This window comes from Polynucleobacter sp. TUM22923 (genome assembly GCF_030295705.1).
GTDB lineage: Bacteria > Pseudomonadota > Gammaproteobacteria > Burkholderiales > Burkholderiaceae > Polynucleobacter.
This window is the reverse complement of sequence record NZ_AP027274.1, coordinates 852,884-865,741: the sequence shown is the minus strand read 5'-3', so window position 1 is coordinate 865,741 and position 12,858 is coordinate 852,884. Positions and strand designations below refer to the sequence as shown.

Annotated in this window: 14 protein-coding genes and 3 tRNA genes; 8 read left to right on the top strand and 9 right to left on the bottom strand. The window is 45.5% G+C overall.

Translation table 11 applies throughout. The features are described 5' to 3' along the window. Positions 1 to 3: 3 nt before the first annotated feature. A complete protein-coding gene (gene ygfZ / locus QUD86_RS04415) occupies positions 4 to 1,008 on the bottom strand; it encodes a CAF17-like 4Fe-4S cluster assembly/insertion protein YgfZ (RefSeq protein ID WP_286298429.1) in 1,005 nt (334 codons plus the stop codon). Between ygfZ and mltG the strand changes: the two genes are divergently transcribed. The 6 genes from mltG to QUD86_RS04385 are packed head-to-tail and all read left to right on the top strand — an operon-like array spanning position 1,007 to position 6,001. Continuing rightward, a complete protein-coding gene (gene mltG, locus QUD86_RS04410; RefSeq protein ID WP_286298427.1) occupies positions 1,007 to 2,146 on the top strand; it encodes an endolytic transglycosylase MltG in 1,140 nt (379 codons plus the stop codon). The genes ygfZ and mltG overlap by 2 nt on opposite strands. Before the next feature lie 3 nt (positions 2,147 to 2,149). Continuing rightward, a complete protein-coding gene (gene tmk, locus QUD86_RS04405; protein WP_286298426.1) occupies positions 2,150 to 2,788 on the top strand; it encodes a dTMP kinase in 639 nt (212 codons plus the stop codon). Continuing rightward, positions 2,789 to 3,937: a DNA polymerase III delta subunit-related protein gene (locus QUD86_RS04400; RefSeq protein WP_286298424.1), complete on the top strand. Its 1,149-nt coding sequence runs from the start codon at positions 2,789 to 2,791 to the stop codon at positions 3,935 to 3,937. Between the two features lie 10 nt (positions 3,938 to 3,947). Then, positions 3,948 to 4,733 (top strand): TatD family hydrolase, encoded by a 786-nt coding sequence (locus QUD86_RS04395; RefSeq protein WP_286298423.1) that lies wholly within the window; start codon positions 3,948 to 3,950, stop codon positions 4,731 to 4,733. Next, positions 4,733 to 5,434 carry an ankyrin repeat domain-containing protein gene (locus QUD86_RS04390; protein ID WP_286298421.1) on the top strand — a complete coding sequence of 234 codons (702 nt, stop codon included), beginning with the start codon at positions 4,733 to 4,735 and terminating at the stop codon, positions 5,432 to 5,434. Before QUD86_RS04395 ends, QUD86_RS04390 begins: the two co-directional genes overlap by 1 nt. A gap of 54 nt (positions 5,435 to 5,488) precedes the next feature. Next, positions 5,489 to 6,001 carry an ion channel gene (locus tag QUD86_RS04385; RefSeq protein ID WP_286298418.1) on the top strand — a complete coding sequence of 171 codons (513 nt, stop codon included), beginning with the start codon at positions 5,489 to 5,491 and terminating at the stop codon, positions 5,999 to 6,001. Here the strand turns inward: QUD86_RS04385 and QUD86_RS04380 are convergent. The 4 genes from QUD86_RS04380 to hyi all read right to left on the bottom strand — a co-directional run bounded on the left by QUD86_RS04380 (position 5,998) and on the right by hyi (position 9,361). Continuing rightward, positions 5,998 to 6,966, bottom strand: coding sequence for a DUF3108 domain-containing protein (locus tag QUD86_RS04380; RefSeq protein WP_286298417.1), 969 nt, complete (start codon positions 6,964 to 6,966; stop codon positions 5,998 to 6,000). The genes QUD86_RS04385 and QUD86_RS04380 overlap by 4 nt on opposite strands. A 40-nt stretch (positions 6,967 to 7,006) precedes the next feature. Further along, positions 7,007 to 7,606, bottom strand: a complete 600-nt coding sequence (locus tag QUD86_RS04375; protein ID WP_286298415.1) for a YqiA/YcfP family alpha/beta fold hydrolase — start codon at positions 7,604 to 7,606, stop codon at positions 7,007 to 7,009. Between the two features lie 13 nt (positions 7,607 to 7,619). Next, complete coding sequence (locus tag QUD86_RS04370) at positions 7,620 to 8,516, bottom strand: 2-hydroxy-3-oxopropionate reductase (RefSeq protein WP_286298413.1); 897 nt, start codon at positions 8,514 to 8,516, stop codon at positions 7,620 to 7,622. 68 nt (positions 8,517 to 8,584) lie between these two features. Further along, positions 8,585 to 9,361: a hydroxypyruvate isomerase gene (hyi, locus tag QUD86_RS04365; RefSeq protein ID WP_286298411.1), complete on the bottom strand. Its 777-nt coding sequence runs from the start codon at positions 9,359 to 9,361 to the stop codon at positions 8,585 to 8,587. A 153-nt stretch (positions 9,362 to 9,514) separates the two neighbouring features. On the opposite strand from hyi, the gene QUD86_RS04360 reads away from it, so the two are divergent. Both QUD86_RS04360 and QUD86_RS04355 read left to right on the top strand, forming a co-directional pair. Further along, positions 9,515 to 10,114, top strand: coding sequence for a hypothetical protein (locus tag QUD86_RS04360; RefSeq protein WP_286298410.1), 600 nt, complete (start codon positions 9,515 to 9,517; stop codon positions 10,112 to 10,114). A 31-nt stretch (positions 10,115 to 10,145) separates the two neighbouring features. After that, positions 10,146 to 10,970 (top strand): M48 family metallopeptidase, encoded by an 825-nt coding sequence (locus QUD86_RS04355; protein ID WP_286298409.1) that lies wholly within the window; start codon positions 10,146 to 10,148, stop codon positions 10,968 to 10,970. A 34-nt stretch (positions 10,971 to 11,004) separates the two neighbouring features. Here QUD86_RS04355 and QUD86_RS04350 read toward each other — a convergent pair. The 4 genes from QUD86_RS04350 to gltX all read right to left on the bottom strand — a co-directional run bounded on the left by QUD86_RS04350 (position 11,005) and on the right by gltX (position 12,826). Beyond that, a tRNA-Asp gene (locus QUD86_RS04350) sits at positions 11,005 to 11,081 on the bottom strand. Positions 11,082 to 11,157: 76 nt separating this feature from the next. Next, positions 11,158 to 11,233, bottom strand: a tRNA-Glu gene (locus QUD86_RS04345). 41 nt (positions 11,234 to 11,274) lie between these two features. After that, positions 11,275 to 11,350 (bottom strand) — tRNA-Ala (locus QUD86_RS04340). A gap of 81 nt (positions 11,351 to 11,431) precedes the next feature. Continuing rightward, a complete protein-coding gene (gltX, locus tag QUD86_RS04335; RefSeq protein WP_286298407.1) occupies positions 11,432 to 12,826 on the bottom strand; it encodes a glutamate--tRNA ligase in 1,395 nt (464 codons plus the stop codon). Positions 12,827 to 12,858 lie beyond the last annotated feature (32 nt).

Here is a 12,858-nt window from a genome sequence, read left to right as displayed (position 1 = left end):
AGGCTAAATTTCTAGCAAGGGGTAAGGAATGGGATCTATTGCTAATACGGGCCCATCAAGCCCCAAGCGAATTTCTCCGGCTTCTAAAGCGTCGAGTTTGCACTCTACTTGTAGGTTTACTCGGCCAGGTTGACTTGGGCTAGGGGAGCTTAATACAACCATGCCACAAGGCTGCGTCACATCTCTAGAGTGAAAGAGTTCATCACCAGGCTTACTCAAATAGGCGCTTGCCGAATCTGTATCGAAGTGGGCTAGTTGTAAGCGACGTTTAACGGCGCCACGATATTGGCTGCGGGCGACAATTTCTTGTCCTGGATAGCAGCCTTTTTGAAAGTCGACACCCAGTACAGACTCAAAATTAATCATTTGGGGTACAAATTGCTCTTGTGTTGCTAAAACAATTCGGGGAATAGCACTCAGTACCTCTAAGTTATTCCATTCTTCTAGATCGGAACGGCTTTCTTGAACAAGCGCATTGCCTAACTTGGGTTTTGCTGTTAATACCCTCGAAAAGGTCTGCTGCCCATCAACAACATCAGGCAGTCTTAATGCAAATGCGTCAGTGGCAATGGGGTGGACGGGGTGATCTTGAGTTAATACATACGCGCCATCTATATCCCACTCATCCGATGCATTGCTCACCCTTACTTTAGAGCGCAAAACGTACATCGAGAGTCTTTTAGCAATGCTGGCGGCAAGGTCTTTTGATATGAACATCACGAATCGATCTTCATCAGAATCGTTTTTGGGGCACAAGTAGACCCAAGCGCTGGCCAATAGGCGCCCCTTAGGATTGCAGTAGCCAACAAGCCTTACAGCCTGAAATCCACTGGCAATAGATCCCGGATAACAGCGTTGAAGACTGAGCACTGAGTTACTTAGCTGGCTTTGAAGTAGGGTGGCTGCATCGGGCCCCTCTACCAAAATCAAGCCCCAATCAGAAAGCAAGGCTGACCCAGCTGTTAAATGGGGAGGTGATGGAGAGGTAATTTTGGAGGAAGTAGTCATGAGCTTTTATCATAGCTTGATGAGTAGAAAATTTCAAAAAAGAGCGTTATTTAGTCCTTACCCAAAAAAAGTGCCCTGGAAATTCTATGGAATGGGCTTGGTGGTGATGCTTGCCCTCCTATACGGCACCATCTTTATTTGGCCTGTGGTGCCTGGTACGCCTAATCCAAATACCGCGACCAATGTAGCCAAGGCCGTTAATAAAACTACTGTTGGCGATACCTTTCAAATCAGAATATCGCCTCAATCTGGGCTCTCCTCGATAGCGCAGCAATTAGCACAACAGGGCGTACAGGCATATCCATTTGCCATCATGCTTTCTGCAAGAGCCATCTTGGTAGGCTATCAACTCAAGCCGGGAACTTATTTATTGCCCCAAAATGCAAGCTTAGGAAAAATTCTTTTGCAAATTGCGCGGGGTGATCGTGTTCGCGCTAGTGTAGCCATCATTCCAGGTATGACCATTTGGCAAGTTCGTGCGCTACTTGATGCCAACCCAGCATTAACCCATCAGACGCAATTGATGGGATCTAAGGAGCTACTTCAAGCCCTAAACTTAGACCATGTCAGTGCTGAGGGCCTTTTCTTTCCGGATACCTACGTATTTGACCCTGAAGACACAGACCTATCTATCTATCGTCGCGCTGCTCAGGCAATGCAAAAACAGCTTAGCAATGCTTGGGATCAAAGAGGGGCAAAAACGCCTTTACAAAGCCCTTATCAGTTACTCACCCTGGCATCCATTATTGAGAAAGAAACAGGGCGCTCTAGTGATAGAACTACGATTTCTGCTGTGTTTAGCAATCGACTAAATCTCAAGATGCCGTTGCAAACCGATCCAACCGTTATTTATGGCATTGGACCCCAATTTGATGGAAATCTTCGAAAATCAGACCTACGTAAATACAGTCCCTACAATACTTACATGAACAAAGGTTTGCCGCCCACTCCCATTGCGATGCCCAGCAAAGAATCCCTGCTGGCAGCTGCCAATCCGGCTAACAGTGAGGCCATTTACTTTGTAGCCCGGGGAGATGGTTCAAGCCAATTTTCAAAGAATCTTAAAGATCATGAAAGTGCGGTCGATCAATTTCAGCGCAAGCGCAAAACTTCCCCTCAAACCAATTCACAGCACTAGACGATGAGCAATCTACTTCCTGGTTTTTTTATTAGTTTTGAAGGTATCGATGGCGCCGGTAAAAGCACCCATATTGAATCCTTTGGCAAGTTAATTCAAAGCCGTCATCCGCAGCGAGAGGTTGTTTTAACTCGGGAGCCGGGGGGAACAGTATTGGGAGAGCAATTGCGCTCACTGCTGTTAGATGCGCCGATGCATCTAGAGACAGAGGCTTTACTCATGTTTGCGGCAAGGCGTGAACATATAGCTCAGGTTATAGAGCCAGCATTGTTAGCCGGTAAGATTGTGATTTCAGATCGCTTTACAGATGCGAGCTTCGCCTATCAGGGCGGTGGTCGTGGCCTGAGTATTGAGAAGCTAAACGCTTTGGAGCAATGGGTGCAGACTCGTGCCGATGGAGGCCTGTTGCAACCTCAACTTACTTTTTTGTTTGATTTGCCTGGATCAATAGCCCAGGCAAGAAGACTGCAGGTAAGGGCGCCCGATAAATTTGAAAAGATGGACTTAGTTTTTTTCGAAAAGGTCCGCCAAGAGTACCTTCGAAGAGCAAAAGCAGATCCATTACGCTTTCATTTAATTGATGCAACACAAACACCAGATGTGATTTGGAGTGGTTTACAGCAGTTGGATATACCGATCTAAATGACGGAGCCCATTTATTCCGACCTAGTGCCTAGCAAAATTGCACCCTGGCTGCAGCCCATTTGGGATAGCTTGAATTTAGAGGCACTCCCTAGCGCTTTACTTATTCATGGCCAGGCCGGTATTGGAAAATTTGAGTTCTCCGTAAAGTTAGCTAAAGCGCTGTTGTGTGAAGGTGCATTGGGCGTCTCAAAGCCCTGCAATACCTGCGAGGCATGTCATTGGTTTGATTCTGGAAATCATCCTGACTTCATCCCCCTGGTGCCTGAAACCCATCGCAAACTGTTGCCACGCGGCCACTTTGATGCGGATATGGATTCCCCTAAAAAATCTAAAGCAGGGCTATCTGATAGTGACGGAGAGGCTTCAGAGAAGAAAGAAAAGAAAAATATTTCTATTGAGGAGACGCGCTCCGCCATTGAAGGGCTGTCCATTGGCACACATCGTGGTGGTAATCGTGTAATTCTGATTTATCCCTTAGAAATGCTCAGAGCGGACTCAGCCAACACATTACTAAAGTCCCTTGAAGAGCCCCCCTCAAATACTATTTTTATTCTTCTGGCAGATCGGGTGGACAGAGTACTACCCACTATTCGCTCACGCTGTCGCTTAATTACTGCCCCAAGACCAGATCGCTCAACTGGGCTTTCATGGCTTGAGCAGCAACTAGGCCTAGTGCCAGGGCTGAAGATGGGTAGTGATGAAGTTCAGTCAATTTACGATGAACAGGGTGGGGCGCCCCATGCTGTTTTAGCTTCCCTGTTAGCTCGACACCATCAAGATGAAAAAGATGAGCTAACTATTGCGATTCAGGCTTCCCGCAATTTATTACAGGCCCTGTCTCAAGGAGGGCGGATTCATTGGCTTGATACGGCAGAAAAGATTCAGAAAGCCCGCTACGCTGTCTTGCTGGCTACGATGCAGCGTTGGATCGCAGATGTGCAGAGCTGCGCTCAAAACGGTCATCCGCGCTACTACCCAAAACATGAGGCCAATATTCACAAGCTTGCCCAGCAGGCAAGGTTACCCAAGCTACTTCGCTTTTGGAAGTCGCTGCTTGTCGCTCGTCGACATGAAAATCATCCCCTAGCAACCCGAATTCAGCTAGAGGCGTTGCTTTCTCAATACCAACAGATCTTTGAAGATTAAAATGTGAGCTATGTTTATAGACTCGCATTGCCACCTCGATTTCCCAGAATTTCAAGCCCGCCTCCCAGAGGTTTTGGCCAATATGGCCGCTTGCAAGGTTACCCATGCCCTATGTGTATCCGTTGATATTCCTGACTTTCCAAAGGTTCGCAAGCTAGCAGAAGATCATCGTCACCTATATGCCTCTGTTGGGGTTCATCCAGATTATGAAGACACGCCTGAACCTAGCTTTGATTTCTTGGTATCTGAGGCGCAGCATCCCAAGATTATTGCCATAGGAGAGACGGGCTTAGATTACTTCCGTATGGGCGAGCGTAGTTATGAATCCATGGAATGGCAACGCGAACGCTTTAGAACGCATATTAGAGCTGCAATTGCCTCTAAAAAGCCGTTGATTATTCATACGAGATCTTCTTCTGAGGATACCCTTAGAATTTTGAAGGAAGAGGGCGCCGATCAAATTGGGGGCGTCATGCATTGCTTTACCGAAAGTACTGAAGTAGCTAAAAAAGCAATCGAAATGGGGTTTTACATCTCGTTTTCAGGCATCGTGACCTTTAAAAGCGCTAAAGACCTGCAGGAGACGTGTAAACAAGTCCCTCTAGATAGAATGCTGATTGAGACGGATTCTCCTTATTTGGCACCTATTCCTTATAGGGGAAAAACCAATGAGCCTGCTTGGGTTAGTAAAGTTGGCGAGTTTGTTGCTGACTTAAAAGGAGTGCCGCTAGAAGTCTTGGCTGAGCAAACTTCAAATAATTTTTTTCAATGTTTTCAAATAAATAGAGATGATTAATGAAGCATTCTTTTAAGTTAATTCTAAGCTCCAACATCGCTTTGATGCTACTTTCAGGGCTTGCTATTGGTCAAACGGCTGATCAAATAGCTGACTTTACAAAAGCAGCCAAGTTTGACGATGTATCTGAGGTCAAAACACTGATTAAATCTGGAGTGAACCCCAATACCCTAGACCCAAAGGGCAACCCAATGCTGATTGTGGCTATTAGGGATAAGTCCAGCAAGGTAGTCGATCTATTGTTGAGTGAAAAATCCATTGACATCAACTTAAGCAATAAAAATGGGGAAAACCCGCTCATGATCGCCTCAATTGAGGGTGAGCTAACAGTTGTGCAAAGCATGGTGATCAAAAACAAGGCTGATGTTAATAAAACGGGTTGGACGCCACTGCATTACGCCTGCACAACTGGGAAGCTCGATGTTGCTCAGTTTTTACTCAGCAATGGCGCAAAAATTAACGCCCTTAGTCAAAGTGAAACAACGCCATTGATGATGGCAGTGGGTTCCGGTAATGACAACTTGATTAAATACCTGCTTGATCAGGGTGCAGACCTTCGATTGCGCAATCACGAGGGCTATTCAGCTATTGATGTTGCTGAACTATTCGGCAAAACTGATATCCGTGACGGCTTGGCATCACGTTGGGAGAAGCTTTATAAACAGCCATATCCAGGCGGTCCCAAGAAAACATCCTCTTGAAATATAGTATTAATGACTGCGTATAATCATTATTATGTCAAATAAGAAATTGATATGGATTTAAGTCTTCTTAATACACTGCCTAGCCTACACTCCCTTTATGTGCAGATCATCGCCGATATGGGAAACAGTCAAATTTGGATTGTTGTTGTGGCATCTTGTTTAATGCTGGCCACTCATGCCATTGCCGTTCTTGGTGTTGCAACCGCATTTCATAAGATCAATGGGTTTATGGTCGATAGGAATATATTTGGCGCAAGCTTTGTTTCCTACTTTATCGCCATCAACTTGATCATTTTGATTCATCTCATTGAGATTGTGATTTGGTCTTATATTTGCGTTGGCTTAAAAGTATTTCCTTCAAACCCTCAAACTTTCTACTTTGCTGGTGAAATGTACACAACCGTTGGTTACGGAACCTGGACACTGCCTAGCCAATGGAAAATCTTACCAATATTGATCGCTTTTACTGGTGTGTTTGCTGTTTCAATGTCGGGTGCCGCTTTGTACACCATGATGGGTAGCTTTATTGGCGGTAAAAAAGAGCGATCCACAGCCCAGATTTAATTGCTAGGTGCTGGGCCTTTTTGCTTAAATACTAGCTCTAAAACACGACCGCTAGCCTCTAACGATCTAATTCTTCCGGGTAGCCAATCTAGATCTCTAGCTAACCAAATATCGACTTGGCGTTTAAATGGGTCGCTTTCTCGCTGCATCAAGGCGTAATGGCGATTAATAGACTGTCCAAGGCTTGGTATATCCCCTGATAAAGCCTCACCATAACTTTTAAATTGCCACATCTGCAGTGTGTTGTAGTCGACCACGGGAATGGCTCTAATGGTTCCAGCTTCATCAATCTTGTCGCTACCGTTCAGAAGTGATGCTAACTGAAACATCAAGCTAAATCGATCTTGAGTGCCGGGCAATAAATCCGGTGTAAATTCGGGTTTCTCAGAAAAGTACATCTTCCCTGCTCCGTTTTGATCTCGATCGAAGCGAGAGTATCTTGGATCTTTTGTTCCACGTTGAGTCCAATAAATAGCGGGGGCAATTCCATAGGCATCTACGCTTCCACGAGATTCAAATACAAATGGTCCCACTACAGCATAAGGAATGTTGATGTAAAGACGGTATTGACTACCATTGACGACCCACTCTAGGCTGGCAGTTTGCAAAAGTTGCCCATCAAGATAAGCATCAAAATATAAGGTGCTTGACTCAGGAAGTTGAAAAGATTGTCCAGATTGATTTCCTGCTGCACCCTTCCCCGCTTCGCCTGCTGTTGCGGCTGTATCTGATGCGACGGCGTTTGTTTGTTTGGGGGCAGATCTGATCTTGGGTCTGCTATTCATCTGAATCTTTTTTGGAGGCTCTACCCGTAGATCCGTTTTAATGATGAGATCCTCAGGGATGGGTGGAGCGCTACTAAATGAAAAAAAAGGAATCCCAAAGAAGAAAACGAGGTGACCTAATATGGAGATAGCAACAGCTGCAAGCAAAAGCCAAAAAGATTTTCTTGAGATGAAATTCATTAGTTCAGACAACAGATCCGCAATGAAATAGATGGTGAAACTATTCGGAGGTGATAAAAGTAAGCACTTTAGGCAAATGATCTAAATAGTCTGCAATACCATGATCACTTCCTTCGAGCACCAACTGTTGCGCACCCTCATAAAAGCGAACCATTTCTTTCCAATCAAGCAACTCATCTCCTTTGGCCGCTATTAAAAAGTAGCGCTCGGGATCGCTAATTTTGGTAATCTGCAAGTCCTGCAATTCACCGATGTACTCTTGCTTAAAGTCAAAAGGTTCTTCGCTATCGTAAGCGGTCATCATACCTACATGCGGCTCAAGCTCCCTTGCTGCAAACACAGCGGGATTTAAGACAACACCCTTGCAGTGGTATTTTTCAGCAAGGTAGTTGGTGTAAAACCCCCCAAGAGATGATCCCACCACCACTAGCCTACTCGCCGAGGATTGCTCGATATGAGCACTAACCATTGCCATACTTTCTTGTGGCGAAGCTGGCAATTGAGGACAATACCATTCATAAACATGATTGGTAAGCCCTGCATTACCAATAGCCTTGACGGCATCACCCGTCATTACCGCCTTACTTGATCTTGGTGATGAGCGAAAGCCGTGCAAATAAACGAGTAATGTGGATTTCATATTACCGTCCAAATCAGGATTTTTGACCAATCTCAAAATTAGCCATCTTCTCCAAGGCTCTCACCATCGCCGAATGATCCCAAGCTTTTCCACCATGAGCGCTACAAGAATTAAATAGCTCCTGCGCTGTCGCAGTATTGGGAAGTGAGACACCGATTGCCTTAGCGCTGCTCAAAGCCAGACTCAGATCCTTCTGATGTAATTCAATCCGAAATCCAGGATCAAACGTTCTTTTGATCATGCGTTCGCCATGCACTTCTAAGATCTTTGAGCTAGCGAATCCGCCCATTAAGGCTTCACGCACTTTAGCGGGATCAGCCCCTGCTTTTGCTGCAAAAACAAGCGCCTCTGCAACAGCCTCAATATTAAGCGCTACGATAATTTGATTAGCCACCTTAGTAATTTGACCGGCTCCGTTATCACCCACCAAAGTAATATTTTTACCCATCAATTCGAAGATAGGCTTTACCTGATCAAAAGTAGCCTGATTACCACCCACCATAATGGTGAGCGTTGCACCCTTGGCCCCTAACTGGCCACCCGATACTGGGGCATCCAAATACTCGCAGCCTAAGGCGTTAATTTTTTTAGCAATCTCTTTAGTTACGATAGGCGAGATCGAGCTCATGTCAATGACGATCTTTCCTTTAGATAAACCTGATGCAATACCATTGTCGCCAAAAAGCACTTTTTCTACATCCGGGGTATCAGGCACCATCGTAATAATGATGTCTGCTTTTGATGCGACATCCGCAGGACTTTCACAAACAATCGCGGCACTTTTGATAAGCTCTTCGGGTACCTTGCTGCGGGTATGAATGAACACGTCATGTCCCGCATTCACTAAATGGCCAGCCATAGGGGCTCCCATAATTCCTAAGCCCACAAAACCTAATTTCAATTTACTCATGAGAATTTCCTTTTTGCATTATTCATTAATAGCTTGCTATAAAAATCACCTGACTTAATCAATGGCGATTATTCGTATTTAGACATCCACCCAAGTCCCGCTTCAGTTGTTTTGAGGGGCTTATATTCGCAGCCGATATAACCGGCGTACCCTAGTTTGTCGAGCAATCCGAATAAAAAATCATAATGAATTTCGCCAGATCCAGGCTCATTGCGACCTGGGTTATCAGCAAGTTGAATATGTCCTATACGGCCTAAGTATTTTTGAATTGTGTTTGCCAGTTCGCCTTCCATCCGCTGTGCGTGATAAATATCATACTGAAGATAGGCATTATCAGCTCCTACTGCATCTAGTATTTCAATGCCCTGTGCTGTGCGTGATAGATAGAAGCCTGGAATATCGAAGGTGTTAATGGGTTCAATTAGCAGCTTAAGCCCTACCTTCTTGAGTTCTGAAGCAGCATATTGAAGATTAGCAACGAAGGTATCTCGCAGCTTTTTGGGATCAACGTCTAAGGGCGCTTTTCCAGCAAGGCAGTTCAGCTGTGGAACACCTAGTACGGCTGCGTATTCAATCGCCTTGGCTACGCCAGCACGAAATTCTTCAACCCGATCTGGATTACAGGCAATCCCCCGCTCGCCAGCATCCCAGTCGCCTGCTGGTAAATTATGAAGCACTAGCTTGAGCGCATTGTTATCTAACGCACTTCTTATTTCTTTTGGGTCAAATGCATAAGGGAAAAGGAATTCTACGGCTGTAAAGCCCCCCGTCTTCGCTAGCGCAAAGCGCTCCATAAACGGTACTTCGGAAAACAGCATAGTGAGGTTAGCGGCAAAACGGGGCATGGCAATCCTTCGGTAATAGGCAATATTCGAACTTCGATACTATCAAATTAGACGCCCAAATTTCCTAGATATTGTTGGGCTGCACAATAAAGTGAAAAACGGGCTAGAAATACGATAATATCAATAGATAGTCACTAAATACTAAGGATAAATATGAAAATTCACCTCACCTCAATCGCTCTAATTGCAACCGCTGTATTAACAGGTCCAGCCGTAGTGATGGCTCAAGCTCCGGCAGCCGCCGCGCCAGTTGTCATAGATGCCGCGGTAACCGACAATATTTTTCAGCTATATGAAGGTGTAGTTACTAAGGTTGATAAAAAAAACCGCACCATCTACTTTAAAAATGCAGAAGGTGAATCTAAGTTTGTTGCCGGCCCAGAAATCAAGAGTCTGGATCAAATTAAAAAAGGTGATCGCTTAAATGTGTCCTATGAATTAGCCGTAGCTATTGAGTTAATTAAAACAAAAAGTGATGGCATTCGCAGCAAAGTGGAGACATCTACTGAAGCCATATCCAAGGCTGGAGAAAAACCAACCCGTACTATTTCGAACACTACCACCATCATTGCTGACATTGTTGGGGTTGATCGCGCCAAGAAGTTAGTTTCTGTTAAGGGGCCAAGTGGTAAGGTCACAGTAGTGACTGTGAAGAATGCTCAGCTTTTGGCGGACGTAAATGTTGGTGAGCAAGTTAAGGTGGTTTATTTTGATGCAATGGCCGCATCAATTACCGCACCAAAAAAGAAGTAATTTGCTATAAAGGCAATGGCCTAAATTACAGATGCGTTTTTGTTTAGGCCTTGCCTGCACCCTTCTCTTGACGGCGTGCGCTAACACTACCCGTCCCGGTGCTGTTGGCATTACCCGCCCTCAGTTTATGATGGCCTCATCTGATGACGTCAACCGTCTTTCTGCTTCAAGCTATAACGAGCAAAACCAAAAGGCTAAAGATAAAAATATATTAGTGACCTCAGGGCCTACCTATGATCGTCTCAAGGTAATCGCTAATCGACTGATTCCGCAAACAGAGGCCTTTCGTGATGACACCAAACAGTGGGACTGGCGCCTTACTTTAATTGATGCTCCAACACTCAATGCGACCTGCGCACCAGGTGGAAAAATTACTTTTTATACGGGGATCATTGAGCAGCTTAATCTTAATGATGATGAGATAGCCGCAATCATGGGCCATGAAATCGCTCATGCAGTCCGTGAGCATGGCAGGGAACGTGTTTCTCAAGCGGCGGCACAAAGTATCTTAGTCAATATTGCTATGGCAGTAGCGGGCCCCTACGGATCAGCAGTTAGCTTAGCTAACCAAGCAGCTCAATACGCAATTGTTTTGCCAAACTCCAGAGAAAATGAAACAGAGGCTGATGCCATTGGGCTAGAGTTAGCAGCAAGAGCAGGCTATAACCCTGCAGGGGCAATTAGCGTTTGGCAAAAAATGCTAAAAGCTTCGAAAGACAAGAGCTCACCTGAATTCTTATCTACCCACCCTTCTGGGGAAACCCGAATTGAGCAGCTCACTGCACTGATGCCTATGGTGGAGCCACTGTATAAGGCGGCCTCAAAGCCGCCGACAATTACGAATCTCAAGAAATAAAAAAGCCACCCAGAGGTGGCTTTTTTATTATCTTTGGCGGAGCGGACGGGACTCGAACCCGCGACCCTCGGCGTGACAGGCCGATATTCTAACCAACTGAACTACCGCTCCAAATACATCGAGTAAAACATCACTTACTACTGACTGCAAAAACTAAAACACTACATGTTACTGCAGCCAAAAAATCTGGCGTCCCCAGGGGGATTCGAACCCCCGTACTCACCGTGAAAGGGTGATGTCCTAGGCCTCTAGACGATGGGGACCTGGACCAACATGACAACTTAATACCGCAATTTCAAATGCTTGGTGGAGATAAGCGGGATCGAACCGCTGACCTCTTGCATGCCATGCAAGCGCTCTCCCAGCTGAGCTATACCCCCGTAATCCCGTGATAAAACTACAAGACACTCAAAACAATTCAAGATTTTATCCTATTTTTGTACCGCTGCGCAAATTATCTATCAGACAACCTTGGAAAGCCTATTTAGCACTTCTTGCTTGCCCAGTACAACTAGGACGGAATCAATAGCCGGAGTCTGCGTGGTCGCAAATAGTGCGAAGCGCACCGGCATCGCCAAGGCTGGCATCTTTATCTGATGCTGGGCTAAAACTTGCTTAAATACTGCCCCATACGCCTCTTTACTTGGTTCAATCACTTCAATGGCTTTGATTAAATCCTGCAGTGCTGGAACAATATCCTTAGCAATATTGGCCGCAATCTGATCTGAGGTGTGAGTTGGCGCTGGCAGATAAAAAAGCTTTGCCCCTTCCGCAATTTCAATCAAGGTATTAGCGCGATCTTTAAGCAGGCCTACGACCTGAACAAAGTCTGGCCCATTTTCTGTATCAATACCAAGTACGTGCGCAAATGGCTTTGTGAGCTCAGCTAATTGCTTGGAATCAGTATTTTGTATGTACTGATGATTAAGCCAGAGTAGTTTTTCAGGGTTGTGTTGTGCTGGTGAGCGACCCAAGCTTGCTAAATCAAACCATTGAACAAATTGCTCTTTCGCAAACACCTCAGCATCACCATGCGACCAGCCTAAACGCGCTAAATAGTTCAGAATAGCTTCAGGTAAGTACCCCGCCTTTTGGTAATCACGAACACTCATAGCGCCGTTACGCTTACTCATTTTCTCGCCAGAGTCGTTCAAGACTGTGGGTAGATGGGCATAGACCGGCAGTTCACCACCGAGCGCCTTCATGATGTTAATTTGTCGTGGCGTATTGTTTACATGATCATCACCTCGGATCACATGCGTAATCTTCATATCAAGATCATCAACCACAACACAAAAGTTGTAGGTTGGAGTGCCGTCAGGTCGAGCAATGACTAAATCATCAAGCTCATCATTACTGATTTCAATTTTGCCCTTCACAGCATCATCCCAAATTACAGAGCCCCCAATTGGATTCTTAAAGCGAATCACTGGCATTACATCTGTTGGTATGGCTGGCAGCGTTTTGCCAGGTTCAGGACGCCAACGTCCGTTATAACGGGGCTTTTCTTTATCCAGCATTTGCTGATCGCGAATTTGGTTAAGCTCCTCCTCACTCATGTAGCAGGGATAAGCCAAGCCTGAATCTAACATTTGCTTGACTACCGCACGATAGCGATCGATGCGTTGCATTTGGTAAATGGGCCCCTCATCTAAGTCTAGACCTAGCCAAGCCATGCCTTCGATGATGACATCGACCGCCTCTTGACTAGAGCGCTCAAGATCCGTGTCCTCAATGCGCAGAATAAAATCACCCTGATTATGTCGAGCAAACGCCCAGGGGTAAAGTGCGCTGCGAAGGTTTCCAAGGTGAATAAAGCCCGTGGGGCTGGGGGCAAAGCGTGTACGTATGTGCATAAGCCATATTATCTCAGGTCAACCATAGCCTG

Coding starts and splice junctions, on each gene's coding strand:
- QUD86_RS04380 (WP_286298417.1), bottom strand. CDS start 6,966: ATGAATTTCATCTCAAGAAAATCTTTTTGGCTTTTGCTTGCAGCTGTT.
- mltG (WP_286298427.1), top strand. CDS start 1,007: ATGAGCTTTTATCATAGCTTGATGAGTAGAAAATTTCAAAAAAGAGCG.
- tmk (WP_286298426.1), top strand. CDS start 2,150: ATGAGCAATCTACTTCCTGGTTTTTTTATTAGTTTTGAAGGTATCGAT.
- QUD86_RS04395 (WP_286298423.1), top strand. CDS start 3,948: ATGTTTATAGACTCGCATTGCCACCTCGATTTCCCAGAATTTCAAGCC.
- QUD86_RS04360 (WP_286298410.1), top strand. CDS start 9,515: ATGAAAATTCACCTCACCTCAATCGCTCTAATTGCAACCGCTGTATTA.
- hyi (WP_286298411.1), bottom strand. CDS start 9,361: ATGCCCCGTTTTGCCGCTAACCTCACTATGCTGTTTTCCGAAGTACCG.
- QUD86_RS04390 (WP_286298421.1), top strand. CDS start 4,733: ATGAAGCATTCTTTTAAGTTAATTCTAAGCTCCAACATCGCTTTGATG.
- QUD86_RS04385 (WP_286298418.1), top strand. CDS start 5,489: ATGGATTTAAGTCTTCTTAATACACTGCCTAGCCTACACTCCCTTTAT.
- QUD86_RS04400 (WP_286298424.1), top strand. CDS start 2,789: ATGACGGAGCCCATTTATTCCGACCTAGTGCCTAGCAAAATTGCACCC.
- gltX (WP_286298407.1), bottom strand. CDS start 12,826: ATGCACATACGTACACGCTTTGCCCCCAGCCCCACGGGCTTTATTCAC.
- ygfZ (WP_286298429.1), bottom strand. CDS start 1,008: ATGACTACTTCCTCCAAAATTACCTCTCCATCACCTCCCCATTTAACA.
- QUD86_RS04355 (WP_286298409.1), top strand. CDS start 10,146: ATGCGTTTTTGTTTAGGCCTTGCCTGCACCCTTCTCTTGACGGCGTGC.
- QUD86_RS04375 (WP_286298415.1), bottom strand. CDS start 7,606: ATGAAATCCACATTACTCGTTTATTTGCACGGCTTTCGCTCATCACCA.
- QUD86_RS04370 (WP_286298413.1), bottom strand. CDS start 8,516: ATGAGTAAATTGAAATTAGGTTTTGTGGGCTTAGGAATTATGGGAGCC.